This window comes from Bradyrhizobium sp. 195 (assembly GCF_023101665.1).
GTDB lineage: Bacteria > Pseudomonadota > Alphaproteobacteria > Rhizobiales > Xanthobacteraceae > Bradyrhizobium.
This window is the reverse complement of sequence record NZ_CP082161.1, coordinates 4592307-4605964: the sequence shown is the minus strand read 5'-3', so window position 1 is coordinate 4605964 and position 13658 is coordinate 4592307. Positions and strand designations below refer to the sequence as shown.

At 64.7% G+C, this 13658-nt stretch carries 14 protein-coding genes and 1 tRNA gene; 12 read left to right on the top strand and 3 right to left on the bottom strand.

Going from position 1 to position 13658, the window contains the following annotated elements:
* The first annotated feature begins 301 nt into the window (after window positions 1–301).
* The 12 genes from IVB26_RS21315 (at window position 302) to IVB26_RS21260 (ending at window position 11019) form a co-directional block, all read left to right on the top strand.
* Window positions 302–1117 carry a sugar phosphate isomerase/epimerase family protein gene (locus tag IVB26_RS21315; protein WP_247967283.1) on the top strand — a complete coding sequence of 272 codons (816 nt, stop codon included), beginning with the start codon at window positions 302–304 and terminating at the stop codon, window positions 1115–1117.
* 29 nt (window positions 1118–1146) lie between these two features.
* Window positions 1147–2784: an ABC transporter substrate-binding protein gene (locus IVB26_RS21310; RefSeq protein WP_247967282.1), complete on the top strand. Its 1638-nt coding sequence runs from the start codon at window positions 1147–1149 to the stop codon at window positions 2782–2784.
* Between the two features lie 3 nt (window positions 2785–2787).
* Window positions 2788–3771: an ABC transporter ATP-binding protein gene (locus IVB26_RS21305; RefSeq protein ID WP_247967281.1), complete on the top strand. Its 984-nt coding sequence runs from the start codon at window positions 2788–2790 to the stop codon at window positions 3769–3771.
* Complete coding sequence (locus IVB26_RS21300) at window positions 3768–4754, top strand: ABC transporter ATP-binding protein (RefSeq protein ID WP_247967280.1); 987 nt, start codon at window positions 3768–3770, stop codon at window positions 4752–4754. Before IVB26_RS21305 ends, IVB26_RS21300 begins: the two co-directional genes overlap by 4 nt.
* Window positions 4754–5683, top strand: a complete 930-nt coding sequence (locus tag IVB26_RS21295; protein WP_247967279.1) for an ABC transporter permease — start codon at window positions 4754–4756, stop codon at window positions 5681–5683. Before IVB26_RS21300 ends, IVB26_RS21295 begins: the two co-directional genes overlap by 1 nt.
* Window positions 5680–6537 carry an ABC transporter permease gene (locus tag IVB26_RS21290; RefSeq protein WP_247967278.1) on the top strand — a complete coding sequence of 286 codons (858 nt, stop codon included), beginning with the start codon at window positions 5680–5682 and terminating at the stop codon, window positions 6535–6537. The genes IVB26_RS21295 and IVB26_RS21290 overlap by 4 nt, the downstream gene beginning before the upstream one ends.
* Before the next feature lie 273 nt (window positions 6538–6810).
* A complete protein-coding gene (gene ilvD / locus IVB26_RS21285) occupies window positions 6811–8661 on the top strand; it encodes a dihydroxy-acid dehydratase (protein ID WP_247967277.1) in 1851 nt (616 codons plus the stop codon).
* Window positions 8662–9062: 401 nt separating this feature from the next.
* Window positions 9063–9380, top strand: a complete 318-nt coding sequence (locus tag IVB26_RS21280; RefSeq protein WP_246928940.1) for a hypothetical protein — start codon at window positions 9063–9065, stop codon at window positions 9378–9380.
* A 313-nt stretch (window positions 9381–9693) separates the two neighbouring features.
* The gene (locus IVB26_RS21275) at window positions 9694–10017 is read left to right on the top strand and encodes a hypothetical protein (protein WP_247973234.1); all 324 of its coding nucleotides are present in this window, start codon (window positions 9694–9696) and stop codon (window positions 10015–10017) included.
* Between the two features lie 309 nt (window positions 10018–10326).
* A tRNA-Ser gene (locus IVB26_RS21270) sits at window positions 10327–10416 on the top strand.
* A gap of 108 nt (window positions 10417–10524) precedes the next feature.
* Window positions 10525–10662 (top strand): hypothetical protein, encoded by a 138-nt coding sequence (locus tag IVB26_RS21265; protein WP_247967276.1) that lies wholly within the window; start codon window positions 10525–10527, stop codon window positions 10660–10662.
* Window positions 10663–10731: 69 nt separating this feature from the next.
* Window positions 10732–11019 carry a hypothetical protein gene (locus IVB26_RS21260; protein ID WP_247967275.1) on the top strand — a complete coding sequence of 96 codons (288 nt, stop codon included), beginning with the start codon at window positions 10732–10734 and terminating at the stop codon, window positions 11017–11019.
* A 737-nt stretch (window positions 11020–11756) separates the two neighbouring features.
* Here the strand turns inward: IVB26_RS21260 and IVB26_RS21250 are convergent.
* The 3 genes from IVB26_RS21250 to IVB26_RS21240 form a co-directional block, all read right to left on the bottom strand.
* The gene (locus IVB26_RS21250; RefSeq protein ID WP_247967273.1) at window positions 11757–11945 is read right to left on the bottom strand and encodes a hypothetical protein; all 189 of its coding nucleotides are present in this window, start codon (window positions 11943–11945) and stop codon (window positions 11757–11759) included.
* Window positions 11942–12370 carry a hypothetical protein gene (locus IVB26_RS21245; RefSeq protein WP_247967272.1) on the bottom strand — a complete coding sequence of 143 codons (429 nt, stop codon included), beginning with the start codon at window positions 12368–12370 and terminating at the stop codon, window positions 11942–11944. The genes IVB26_RS21250 and IVB26_RS21245 overlap by 4 nt, the downstream gene beginning before the upstream one ends.
* Before the next feature lie 332 nt (window positions 12371–12702).
* Window positions 12703–13611 (bottom strand): hypothetical protein, encoded by a 909-nt coding sequence (locus IVB26_RS21240; protein WP_247967271.1) that lies wholly within the window; start codon window positions 13609–13611, stop codon window positions 12703–12705.
* Window positions 13612–13658 lie beyond the last annotated feature (47 nt).

The following is a 13658-nucleotide window of genomic DNA, read 5'->3' as shown; positions in this document are numbered from 1 at the left end:
ATGTGGTCCCCCAACCCCATGTAGCGCGATCAGAGGGTGATGCCCGTGGAATTGGCCGCCGATCGATGTCCCGCGATGTACGCGACATCGCGATAGGCTTCCATTCCGGATCACTACGGACACGAATACCGCTTGCTAGTGTTCGTTCGGCATCGGCGCTGCGATCGCTGTTTCCTGAATCTGGAGCGCGCGGCCGGCAGGATGTCCACATCTCCGGGCGCCGCGGGACCTCGATTTCACCGGCCTGTCATTGAACTGGTCTAGCGCTGCTCCTCGTCGTCGCTGACAGAAGGAGCAAGCCATGTCGAAGCCGGTGCTGGGTGCCGCATTGTCCATCAAATCGATCCCCGCGCATCGCGACTGGCTTCTCGAAAGGCAGCGTGATCTCGAAATCCAGGATTTCTTCCGCGCGGATCTGCTCGATAGCGATTGGCGCAGCACGGCTGGCGAGATCAAGCAGATGCTCTCAGGCCATACCGGCCGGCTCGGCATCCACGGTCCGTTCTGGGGTTTCAAGATCGACAGCCACGATCCCATGATCCGCCAGGCGGTGACCAAGCGCCTGCTTCAGGGCCTGGATGCCGCCGAGTTCCTCGGCGCGACGCAGATGGTGATCCACTCGCCGTTCACGACCTGGGACCACAACAATCTCGATCTCTATCCTGACAATCGCGGCAATCTCGTCGAACGCGTCAAGGCGACGCTTGCCGAGGTGATCGCGCGCGCGGAAACCATCGGCTGCGAGGTCGTCATCGAGAACATCGAGGACAAGGATCCGCGCGACCGGGTGCGCCTCGCCAAGGCGCTCGAAAGCAGCAAGGTCCGCGTCTCGCTCGACACCGGACACGCCAACTACGCCCACATCTCCACCGACGCGCCGCCGGTCGACTATTATGTCGAGACCGCCGGCGACATGCTGACCCATGTGCATCTGCAGGACACCGACGGCTTTGCCGACCGGCACTGGGCGCCCGGCGAAGGCAACATCCCCTGGATTGCCGTGTTCCGAGCGCTGGGACGGCTGAATTCCAACCCGCGGCTGATCCTCGAGCTTCGCAATCACGACGATGTCCGCGCCGGCGCAGCCCATCTCGCCGCGCTCGGTCTCGCCGAATAACCGCATCATCCAGGGCAGGGGTTACCGCCATGAGCAAATTTACCCGTCGAACCATCCTGAAATCCGGCGGCGCGGCCGCAGGCACATTGCTCCTGCCGCGCTTTGCCATCGCGCAGGGCGACAATCGTCCGTCGGTGACGATCGCCGTGCAGAAGGTGACGAACGCCAATGTGCTCGACGTGTTGCGCGAGCAGTCCAATGTCGGCGAGCGCGTGTTCTTCTCCTCGATCTGGGAAGGCCTGATTTCCAAGAACTGGCGCGGCAACCTCGAGGCCGTGCCGGGCCTTGCCACCGAATGGCGCCGCATCGACGACCAGACCGTCGAGCTGAAGCTGCGCCAGGGCGTCAAGTTCCACAATGGCGACGAGCTCACGGCCGAAGACGTCGTCTTCACCTTCAGCCGCGAACGCATGTTCGGTGAGACCGAGGCCAAGAGCCGCTCCACGATCCAGGCCTTCGAGAAGATCCCGACGCCGCGTCCGGGCAAGGAATTGCCGCCTGATGTGCCCGCCGTCGCCCGCCGCATCTGGCCCGACCTCGTCCGCGTCGATGCCGTCGATAAATATACCGTGCGCTTCTACAACGCGACGCCCGACGTCACGATCGAGGGCCGCTTGATGCGCTACGGCTCCGACATCATGAACCGCCGCGCCTGGGAAGAATCCGCAAGCTATCTCGACTGGGCGCGCAAGCCTGTCACCACCGGTCCCTACAGGGTTGTCGAGCTCAAGCCCGACGTGTCGCTGACGCTGGAAGCCCATGACGAATATTGGGGCGGCCGCCCGCCGCTCAAGCGCATCCGCTTCCTCGAAGTGCCCGAGGTCGCGAGCCGCATCAACGGGCTGCTGTCGGGCGAATACCAGTTCGCCTGCGACATCCCGCCGGACCAGATCGCCGGCATCGAGAAGAATGCCGCGTTCGAAGTACAGGGCGGCACCATCCTTAATCACCGCCTGACCGTGTTCGACAAGAACCACGCCGTGCTCGAGAATCCGCTTGTCAGGCGCGCTTTCACCCATGCGATCGACCGCCAGGCCATCGTCGACAGCCTGTGGGCCGGCCGCACCCGCGTGCCGAAGGGGCTTCAGTGGGAATTCTACGGCGACATGTTCAACGCCGATTGGAGCGTGCCGGCGTACGATCCCAAGCTCGCGCAGGATCTGCTCAAGCAGGCCAATTACAAGGGCGATCCGATCCCCTATCGCCTGCTCAACAATTACTACACCAACCAGGTCGCGACCGCGCAGGTGCTGGTCGAAATGTGGAAGTCGGTCGGCCTCAACGTGCAGATCGAGACCAAGGAGAACTGGTCGCAGATCATGGAGCGGGCGCCGACCCGCGCGGTGCGCGACTGGTCGAACTCGGCCGCCTTCAACGATCCCGTATCCTCGCTGGTCGCCCAGCACGGGCCGAACGGCCAGCAGCAGCAGATCGGCGAGTGGACCAATGTCGAGCTGAACAAGCTCTCGGAGTTCCTGGAGACCTCGACCGACCGGCCTGCGCGCAAGAAGGCGTTCCGCCGCATGCTGGAGATCGCCGAACGCGAAGACCCCGCCTACACGGTGCTGCACCAGAACGCGACCTTCACGGCCAAGCCGAAATCGATCAAGTGGAAGGCATCGCCCGCCTTCGCGATGGATTTCCGCGCCGGCAATTTCGAGGCGTAAGCGGTGACACCGCTGGTCAGCATCCGGGACTTGTGCGTCGCCTTTGGCGGCGTGCCGGTCCTGCGCCGCGTCGATCTCGCTCTTGGCAAGGGCGAGGCCCTTGGCCTCGTCGGCGAGTCCGGATCGGGCAAGTCGGTGACGTGGCTTGCCGCGCTCGGGCTGCTGCCGCGCCATGCGCAAATCTCTGGCTCAGTGCGGCTCGAGGGGCACGAGATCCTCGGCGCGCCGGCCGCCGAGCTCGACCATGTCAGGGGCGGGCGCATCGCCATGATCTTCCAGGATCCGGCGAGCGCGCTCAATCCGGTGCTGACCATCCGCAAGCAGCTCTGCGAAGCGCTGGCGCTGCATCGGGATCTCCAAGGCAATGCAGTGAAGGCGGAAGCGCGACGGCTGCTCGATCTCGTCGGCATTCCCGACGCAGGCCGGCGGTTAGAGGCCTATCCGCACGAATTCTCCGGCGGCCAGGTTCAGCGCATCATGATCGCGATGGCGCTTGCTGGAAACCCTGATGTCTTGATTGCGGACGAGCCGACCACGGCGCTCGATGCCACCATCCAGGCGCAGATCCTGGAGCTGCTCTCGACGGTCCGCCGCGAGCTCGGCATGGCGATGGTGCTGATCAGCCACGATCTCGGCGTCGTCGCCGAGAACTGCGACCGCGTCGCCGTGATATATGCCGGCCGCATCGTCGAGGAAGCCCCCAGCAATCAGCTTTTCGCCGATCCCGTGCATCCCTATGCACAAGGTCTGATCGGCGCCCTGCCGCCGCTCGATGGCCCGCGCCGCCGGCTCACGGCCATTCCCGGCACCGTGCCAGATCCCGCGCACATGCCAGATGGCTGCGCCTTCGCGCCACGTTGCACCCTGGCGTCCGAGCCGTGCGGCCTTGCCGCGCCGACCCTGGCGCCGATCGCAAACGACCGCAGCGTTGCCTGCATCCGCGCCGAGGCCTCGCGCCGCGCGCTGCTCGGGATCGCCGCCGAATGAGCGGGCCGCTCGTCGAGGTGTCCGCGATCTCACGCAGCTATTCCATGCGCTCCGGAATGTTCGGCCGGAGCACGGCCGTCCATGCCGTCGATGGTGTGTCGCTCACCATTGCCAAAGGCGAGACGTTGGGTCTCGTCGGCGAGTCCGGCTCGGGCAAGTCGACGACGGGGCGTATCGTGCTCGGCCTCGAGCCGCCCGATTGCGGCGAGGTGAGGTTCGAGGGCGAGCCGATGGCTGCGCCGGGCACGCCGGCATGGCGCGCGCAGCGGGCTCGCATGCAGATGATCTTTCAGGACCCGCTTGGCGCACTCGACCGGCGTTTGCCGGTCGCGGAGCAAATCCGCGAGCCCCTCGACATTCACGGCGTCGGCACGCCCACGATGCGCGAGGAGCGCGTCCGCGAACTCCTGCGCGCCGTCGAGCTGACACCGGCGCATGGCGCGCGCTATCCCGGCGCGCTCTCCGGCGGCCAGCGTCAGCGCATCGTGCTGGCACGCGCGCTCGCTACGAAACCCGATTTCCTGGTTTGCGACGAGCCGGTCAGCGCGCTCGACGTCTCGATCCAGGCGCAGGTCGTGAACCTGCTCTGCGATCTCCAGGCGCAATTGTCGCTGACGCTGCTGTTCATCAGCCACGATCTGCGCGTCGTCAGGCAGATCAGCAATGTCGTCGCCGTGATGTATCTCGGCCGCATCGTCGAGATCGGCAGCGCCGACGATCTGTTCGCGCGGCCGGAGCATCCGTATACGCAGGCGCTGGTCTCGGCCTCGCCCGCGCCGGGCCGCCGCAGTGCGGGCCGCATCGTGCTCGCGGGCGATCCGCCGAACCCGGCGGCGCGTCCCCAAGGCTGCGCCTTCCATCCGCGCTGCCCGCGCGCGGTTGCGCGCTGCGCGAGCGAGGTGCCGGCTCTCTCTGCTGTCGGCGGCAACAGGCAGGTCGCCTGTCACCTCGTCACCGGCGCCGAGACGCGGGACGCCGCCTGATGGGGCGCTATTTCGCCATCCGCATTGGACGCGCGGCGCTCACGATCGTGCTCGTCGTCACTTTCGCCTTCGTCGTGCTGCGGCTCTCCGGCGATCCCGCGCTGATGATCCTGGGACCGGAAGCGCCGCCGGAGGTGCTCGCGGCGTTCCGCAAGGCCTGGGGCCTCGATGATCCCATCTGGTTTCAGTATCTCGATTATTTCGGTGCCATCGCCAAGGGCGAACTCGGTCGCTCCATGCGCGATGGCCGCCCGGCGATCGAGCTGGTGCTGGAGCGGATCCCGGCGACGCTGGCGCTGACCTTGCCGGCCTTTGCGTTCAAGGTGGCGCTCGGCGTTCCCGCCGGCATCTACGCCGCGCTGCACCGGGGCTCGGGAATCGACCGCGCCGTGATGATGACGGCGGTTGCCGGCTTCACCGTGCCGAGCTTCGTGCTGGCGCTGTTGCTCGTGCTGGTGTTCGCCGTGCAGCTCGGCTGGCTGCCCTCGGGCGGGCAGGACAGCTGGCGCCACGCGATCCTTCCCATTGCGACGCTGAGCCTCGGCGGCGCGGCCGTACTGGCGCGCTTCACCCGCAGCGCGATGCTCGAGGTGCTGGGCCAGCCCTATATCCGCACCGCTTCGGCCAAGGGCGTGCCGTGGCGCAAGGTGGTGACGTCCCATGCGCTGCCGAACGCGGCGATCCCGACCGTGACCATTCTCGGCTTCATGGTGGGCACGCTGATCGCAGGCGCGGTCGTGGTCGAGAGCGTATTTTCCTGGCCCGGAGTAGGGCGCCTGCTCGTCGTCGCCGTCGCCAACCGCGACCTCGCCGTCGTGCAATGCATCCTGCTGCTCGTCGCCATGACCATGGTGACGTCCAATTTGATCGTCGATTTCCTCTACGGCTTCCTCGACCCGCGGCTGCGCGCGAAAGGAGCCCACGCATGACCGACGCGACGCTGAAGGATACCGCGCGCCGCCGCATCAGCCTCCCCGCGATCCCGCTCTCGGTCGGGCTCGCGATCACCTGGATCGTCGCGATGCTGATGATTGCGGCCCTTGCCGAGACGATCGCGCCTTACGGCTTCACCCAGCTCGATCTGCGCAACCGGCTCGCCGCGCCCGGCAATGCCGCGCATTGGCTCGGGACGGACGAGCTCGGCCGGGACGTGCTGTCGCGGCTGCTCGTCTCGATCCGCATCTCGCTGCTGATCGCGTTCGGCGCAACCGCGATCTCGGCCGTGGTCGGCACCACGCTCGGCTTCCTCGCCGCCCATTTCCGCGGCGCCGTCGAGCAGCTCGTGCTGATGCTGACCGACTTTCAGGCCAGCATGCCCTTCCTGATCATGGCCCTCGCTGTGCTCGCCTTCTTCGGCAATTCGCTGCCGCTCTTGATCGGCCTGATGGGGCTGTTCGGCTGGGAGCGCTACGCCCGCATCGCGCGGGGTCTTGCCATCTCGGCCAACGCGCAAGGCTACGCCGCCGCGGTCAGCCAGTTAGGCGCGACGCCGCCGCGGATCTACCTCCGGCACATCCTGCCCAACATCGCCTCGACCCTGATCGTCTCAACCACGCTGGTATTCCCCGAGGTGATCCTGATGGAATCGGGCCTGTCCTTCCTCGGCCTCGGCGTGCAGCCGCCGATGACCAGCCTCGGCAACATGGTCGGCTATGGCCGCGAATACCTCACCCGGGCGCCCTGGATCATGCTGGCCCCGGCCATGACCATCGTCGTGACCACACTGGCGGTGTCCGTGATCGGCGACTGGCTGCGCGACCGGCTGGATCCGACGCTGCAGTAGGGCGCTCTCATGTCCCGGACGCGCGAAGCGCGAGCCGGGACCCAGGAGGCCACAGCACCCGCTGCCGCATGGGCCCCGGCTCTGCAGCGCAGCGTCGAAGAGACGCTGCACTTCGGCCGGGGCACGGGAGAGAGCCCGCGCCGGGAGCAGGGGAGCCCTGTCCGGCCCAAGTTCCCGTTGCGCGCGTTCCCGGCGTGCGCTATCCGGCGACAAAGGCCTGAGGCGGCTCCATATTTTCCCGCCCGGCCGGTCAAACCGAGGACGGAAACCGCCATGCCAGCCTATCGCTCCCGCACCACCACCCACGGCCGCAACATGGCGGGTGCCCGCGGCCTCTGGCGCGCGACGGGCATGAAGGACGGCGATTTCGGCAAGCCGATCATCGCCGTCGTCAACTCCTTCACCCAGTTCGTGCCCGGCCACGTCCACCTCAAGGACCTCGGCCAGCTCGTCGCCCGCGAGATCGAGCAGGCCGGCGGCGTCGCCAAGGAATTCAACACGATTGCAGTGGATGACGGCATCGCCATGGGCCATGACGGCATGCTCTACAGCCTGCCGTCGCGCGAGTTGATCGCCGACAGCGTCGAATACATGGCCAACGCGCACTGCGCCGACGGCCTCGTCTGCATCTCCAACTGCGACAAGATCACGCCCGGCATGCTGATGGCAGCGCTCAGGCTCAACATCCCCGCCGTGTTCGTCTCGGGCGGCCCGATGGAGGCCGGCAAGGTCAAGCTGCAGGGCAAGACCAAGGCGGTCGACCTCATCGACGCCATGGTGGCCGCGGCCGATTCCAAAGTCAGCGACGAGGACGTCAAGGTGATCGAGCGCTCGGCGTGCCCGACCTGCGGCTCATGCTCGGGCATGTTCACCGCCAACTCCATGAACTGCCTGACCGAGGCGCTTGGCCTCGCGCTGCCCGGCAACGGCACCGTCGTCGCGACCCATGCCGACCGCAAGCGCCTGTTCGTCGAGGCCGGTCACACCATCGTCGATCTCGTCCGCCGCTATTACGAGCAGGACGACGCATCCGTGCTGCCGCGCAACGTCGCGAATTTCAAGGCGTTCGAGAACGCGATGACGCTCGACATCGCCATGGGCGGCTCGACCAACACCGTGCTGCATCTGCTCGCCGCCGCCCATGAAGGGCAGGTCGAGTTCACCATGAAGGACATCGACCGGCTGTCGCGCCGCGTGCCCGTGCTGTGCAAGGTCGCGCCGTCGGTAGCCGACGTTCACGTCGAGGACGTGCATCGCGCCGGCGGCATCATGGGCATTCTGGGCGAGCTCGACCGCGCCGGCCTAATCGACACCTCGGTCTCGACCGTGCACGCGCCGACCATGAACGAGGCGCTGGAGCGCTGGGACATCAAGCGGACCAAGAGCGAGACGGTCCGCACTTTCTTCCGCGCCTCGCCCGGCGGCATCCCGACCCAGGTCGCCTTCAGCCAGGAGCGTCGCTACGACGAGCTCGACGCCGACCGCGAGAAGGGCGTCGTGCGCAACCTCGAGCACGCCTTCAGCAAGGACGGCGGGCTTGCCGTGCTCTACGGCAACCTCGCGCAGGACGGCTGCATCGTGAAGACCGCGGGCGTCGATGCCTCGATCCTGAAATTCGAAGGCCCCGCGCGCGTGTTCGAAAGCCAGGACGCCGCCGTTGAGGGCATTCTGGGCGGCAAGGTGGTCGCCGGCGAGATCGTGGTCATCATCTACGAAGGCCCGCGCGGCGGCCCCGGCATGCAGGAGATGCTATATCCGACGAGCTATTTGAAATCGATGGGCCTCGGCAAAGCTTGCGCGCTCGTCACCGACGGACGTTTCTCCGGGGGCTCCTCGGGCCTGTCGATCGGCCATCTGTCGCCGGAAGCGGCCGAAGGCGGCAACATCGGTCTGGTCCGCACCGGCGATCGCATCGCGATCGACATCCCGAACCGCAGCATCAGCCTGGAGGTCTCCGACGAGGAGCTAGCCAAGCGCCGCGCCGCGGAAGAGGCGAAGGGCGACGCCGCCTGGCAGCCGGCTGCGCGCAAGCGCAACGTCTCGACCGCGCTGCAGGCCTACGCCGCGCTCACCACCAGCGCCGCGCGCGGCGCGGTGCGCGAGGTGAAGCGGCGCTTGAGATAGGCGCCTGATCGGCGGCGCCACAAGGCTGGATCGATTGCTCCGGAGCGCATCGCGCTCTCCACGCGAGCTGCGCAGATGCGCCGTTGCAGGAGGAATCTGGAGCCGGGACGGAGGTTCGCAAAGAACGGCCCCCGCCTTCCGGGGCGTGGGCTATTGGGGTGGAGGCGGGAGCCGTTTGCGAAGTGGGCACCCGACGCGCGGGCTCGCCCGCCAGGCACCTTCAACTTAGTGCATTTGTCCACATCTTGCTATTTAATTTTTATTAATTCCGTTTTATTTTAGATTTAATCATGCCATCCTAGGAAAAATAACCGAAAATCCGTTTTTCCGAATCCGGCCAAAGCGGTCGCCGTGTCGAGATCCGTCCGAAACGGTCCGGATTGCCAGTATCGGAGTGAGCCATGAGTCATTCTCCATCACTCGTGCCGCAAATTACGACAGACCGGGACGTCTATCTCGTGCTCGATGATTTCGGCCGGCAGCTGGGCCGCGCCTGGTGTGAGACGGCCGAGGAGGACGCCAATCGCGCGACCCTGCTCAGACATCTCGCTGAAGGGCAATATCTCCATCCCACGCGTATCGTGGCCTTCAATACCGCGGAGGGATGGTCGCGGGATGCCACGGCCGAAATCGCCGACGAGCTGCGCCGCCGCTATGTCGAACTCGAGGAGAGCGATCCCTCTCTGCTGGAGTTCTTGGAAAGAGCAGCGAGGCGTTGAGACGCGACCATCGAAGGCGGATGAACGCTCCGCAATTGCGCTCGAACGAGGACCGCGCCCGGGCAGCGATCACGCTCTCGCTTGTCATGCGGACTTCGGATCGCGCGCGTTAATGCGCGTGGTCAATGAGTCCTTACCGGGTCGCCGCGATTGGCCGTTCGCATTAAGGATGCCCCGACGAAGTTCGGCAGAGCAAGGTTTTGCGGCGTATAATGCGCCGACCTTCGCAAATCCATTTCGGGCAACTGGGGCACCACACGCAATGTCTCGTACTCTCGCCGTTGTTTTCTCCACCGCCGTCGCCGCGATTTCCATGACGGGCGCAGCCTCCGCCGGCTGCTACAATTGCTACACGCCGCCGCCGTGCACGACCTGCTATCAGCAGCAATACGTGCAGCCGCAATACCGCACCGTCGACGAAACCGTGATGGTCTCGCCGGGCTCCGTCGTCGCGCACCGCACGCCGGCGCAGTATCGCACCGTGATGGTGCCGCAGACCGTGATGGTCGCGCCGCCCAGCGTCCAGTACCAGCGCATCCCACCGCAATACGCCACCCGCCAGCGCGTCGAGATGGTCTCTCCCGGCTATTCCTATTACGCCCCGGTGCAGATGGGCTGCGCATCCTGCGGCTACTGACGCCAAGGACGCGGCAGGCTTCGAGCGGCGCTCCTCACGGGGCGCCGTTTTCTTTTGCGTGCCGCAAAACGAGGCCCGGCTATGGAGACCAATCCTGCCGGGCCTCGCAACCGGCGACGCCCTGGGAGGTGTCGCCAGTGTCGGGATTGCCGAGACGTCGGCGCGCGGCGGCGCCGAACCTGCCGCCAAGCTAGAGGAACAGGCTGACGCTCGCCTGACAGAGGGCGGGCGGATGGGCCGGAGGCGAGGGTGCCAACTTGGCGTTGCCTTGTGCCGTCGACTGCGTTAAGCGACAGCCATTCCAGGCTTGGAAGGGTGGCCGAGTGGTTTAAGGCACCGGTCTTGAAAACCGGCGTGCCCGCAAGGGTACCGTGGGTTCGAATCCCACCCCTTCCGCCAAAAGATCAGCAAAATCAGATACTTAGCTGCCTTTATCGCCTTCAACGCACAATCCAACGTACAATGCAAAATCGGCTGCGTCGGCGTCATATGGCTCAGCTGAGTCAAATGGCCGCGACCTGTCGTGAGATGGCCGAGGACGCCGACGCGGCAACCGGCGCGGCTCTTCTCGAAATGGCCGAGACGTATCAGCAGGCAATCGAAAGGGAAGGGCGGATACTGCTCAACACCCACGACGCACAGTAGCTCGCGCTCGTTCCAAGCCACTAGGAATCGATAATTTGACTCTCGCGAGCGGCGCGTTTCGATGTCGGTATGCCTCGCCCGAAACGCCACACACCAACGCACGCAGACGGCCGGCCGCTCAAGATCACGTTCGGCGAGATGCGCAGCATGGGCCTTCGTGGTGTGCTGGTGTACTGCCACTGCGGTCGGCACATTGCCCTGGACGCCGATCGCTGGCCGGATGAGGTGCGGCTATCCGATATCGAGCCAAAGTTCGTCTGTCAGGGATGCGGAAGCCGCGGTGCCGATGTTCGGCCTGACTTCGAGCGGGGGAATCCAAAGCTTGCGATCATGGGCGCGAAGCGAGGCGCTAGCTAAGGCGGCCTCACCCGTCTATACGGGCGCATCTATAAGCCCAGCACCAGCATATATGCGAGGGCTGTTGAAAGAGCGCCCAATCCAACGATGGTGATTATGAAAACGAGGTCTGGCGCCGTCACGCTGCCCCCCTTTGGTTTCGCAAATCACCTGAATCTTACGCTTTAATCCGGCGGCTGCAACCCGGGCGACGTAAGCCATTCGGTCATGTGAGCGCCGACCTCGTTTTGTCGGGCCCTACGCAGCAAGGCTTCCCGCTGCGCTCCATGCGGGAGCTTCTTCGCTTGCTCGCGTAGGTTTTTCGCTTCTTCTGCTAGTCGCAATTCTAGCGGCGATGTCTGGCGGACCCTGCGGCGCGTTCCCATGGCCCTTCTCCATGACGAATGAACCGGCGATTTAACTGCAAATACTCGGAGCGGGTTCCTCGCAAATTGAGGCGTTCCGATTATGAATATGTTCGCGTTCGCAACCTGTTCTATGTGACTGAATTCCTTGATCTATGCCAAGAGCCGTCCCCGAGTATAGGAACGTTCCGGCAACGGAGAGCAAGGCCCGCCAGCGTGAACCGGCGGGCCGTTGAATTTGCAGTCCGATCAAACTGAACCTTCGTAGGTTCTGTGCGTCCTATCTGTATCCGGGATTTTTGCTTTCCCATCTCGGGGCTGGACGAAACACACCGCCGCCGGGACACTGTATTTCGAGCCCGGCGGCGCATCTTTTGGGGACAGCCGATTGGATCAGGCGCACTCGTTGCCCCCGATCAGCACCACTACTGGTGCCGGCTTCTGCGTTGGCTCGGGAGCCTCCAGGAAGTCGGTAACAAGCCGCTCCATCAGGCGCAGAATAATTATGGCGTCCTCATTCCCATCCGGGAGTTGGCTGGCAAGCTGGATGGCGTGGCGGCGATGCCAAGAATTTTCCTTCATGCCATCACCGTGTTGGTCCAGTCGCGATACCCGATTTGCTCCAGCAGGCCGTCGTGGTCCCCAACACCGCTCTCGGCGTGGTCTAGCTCGAGGTCTCGCCGGCCACCCGCGGCCCATCGCTCTTGGCTGTGGTAGTGGTCGAGGCTTCCGAGGGACGGCTCGTCGTCGAGATCATTCTCTGCCGGGTCGTCGTCCTCGGCTGGGCTGTCGTCCTCCAGGTCGGCTGAAATGTCGTCCTCGAGCTCGGTCATGACATAGGGGTCGGACGCATCCAGGAAGGCGATCAGCCGCTCAATCTCGGCGGATGCCTCTTTCCTGAGTCTGGCAAGGTCGCTGAGAGCCCTTGCGCGCTCCCGCTGTTGGATACCGAGGCCGGACAAAATCGCACGGGTGGAGTCCGCTGGCAGTTCTCTGACGTTTTCCATGATGGTTGGTCTTTCGGTTTGGCTTTCCACAGCCGTCGCCGGTAACAGACCGGCAGCCGGGGGGTGGAAACCAGCCGAAAGACTGGTCGGCAGCGCTTTTAAGGGTTTCCCCTCTGGACATGACGCACCGCCCCCGGCATAAAGGCCAGGTTGAGGCGCGCCGCCAAGCGCTCCTAAGCGCCTGAGGATACCCGCCAAGGTCTCCTACGCGCATTCGGGTTAGACCCCGCCAAGGGTCTCCCTATTTCGGTCCGGGTTTCCACACCCACGGGCAGTCCACCACTGATTTGGTTAAAAATCCACCCCTTTCGGGGGCGCTTCGGCGCGTCTGGCTATGAGCCAGCTTCCCATTGATTGAACGATATGACGTCAACCCATGTTTGCCGCCCGTCCGACGTCGTAGCAGCGTCCAGGCCCTCTTCCCGCAAGGGGTTGCCCACAGTCCGGTTATGCTGTGACACAAAATCCATGATCCGGCGGCGCACCTGCTCTCTGCTGATCGCCCGCCGTAGGAGTGACTCGATCACATCCTGAGCAAGGTCCATTCTCATGTCCCGCGGCAAACGACGGTCTATGAGCGACAATATCCACTCGTAGTCACCGGCTCTCATCTCAAATGGCGGGATCTCTGGGTGAGCCTCCCTCAAACTGAAGAATGCAGCATTCGCCGGCACGATTCGAAAGCGCATCAACTGACTTCTCGCCAGCGGATCGCGAGTATTCTCAATGATGAAGCGGTCGAACTCCGGATGCTCGATACGGTGTCGCTTAATGATTTTGAATGACGTGATGTACGTGCTCGTATCAAACCTGCCGCTGCCGGCAATGCGTCGCCCTTTTGTGATCTGAGTAAGATTTGCGCCACGCTCGATAGCGGCCTTCACTCGCGCCGCGATATCCGCATCCATTGGTGACGCCTTCGCCGCACTCAGCAGGCGACATGCCCGGCAGCGGCGCCGCCCGTGCGTGCCGTCAATATCGACATTGTTGCCGGTCATTGGATGAAGGCCGGAGCGGCAGTGCGTCGTCAATCGATGAACGCTGCCCTTTCGATCGAGAGCGGCCTTCGCATTCGCCACGAGTAGTGGTCGAGCCTCGGCTGCGTATTCGGGGTTAGCCTGAAGGTAGGCCTCCAGCCGCGCGGGCGTTATCGAGAACACTCGTGGCGTCTTTCCGACCCGCAAGCCCTCCATCAAGCGGGCGGCCGTCTTGTCGGTGATCCTGTGCAGCGTCACTCCCATGCTCGCCTCCACAAAGCGCAGAATTGCGCTGCGGAAGGGCGCGCCTG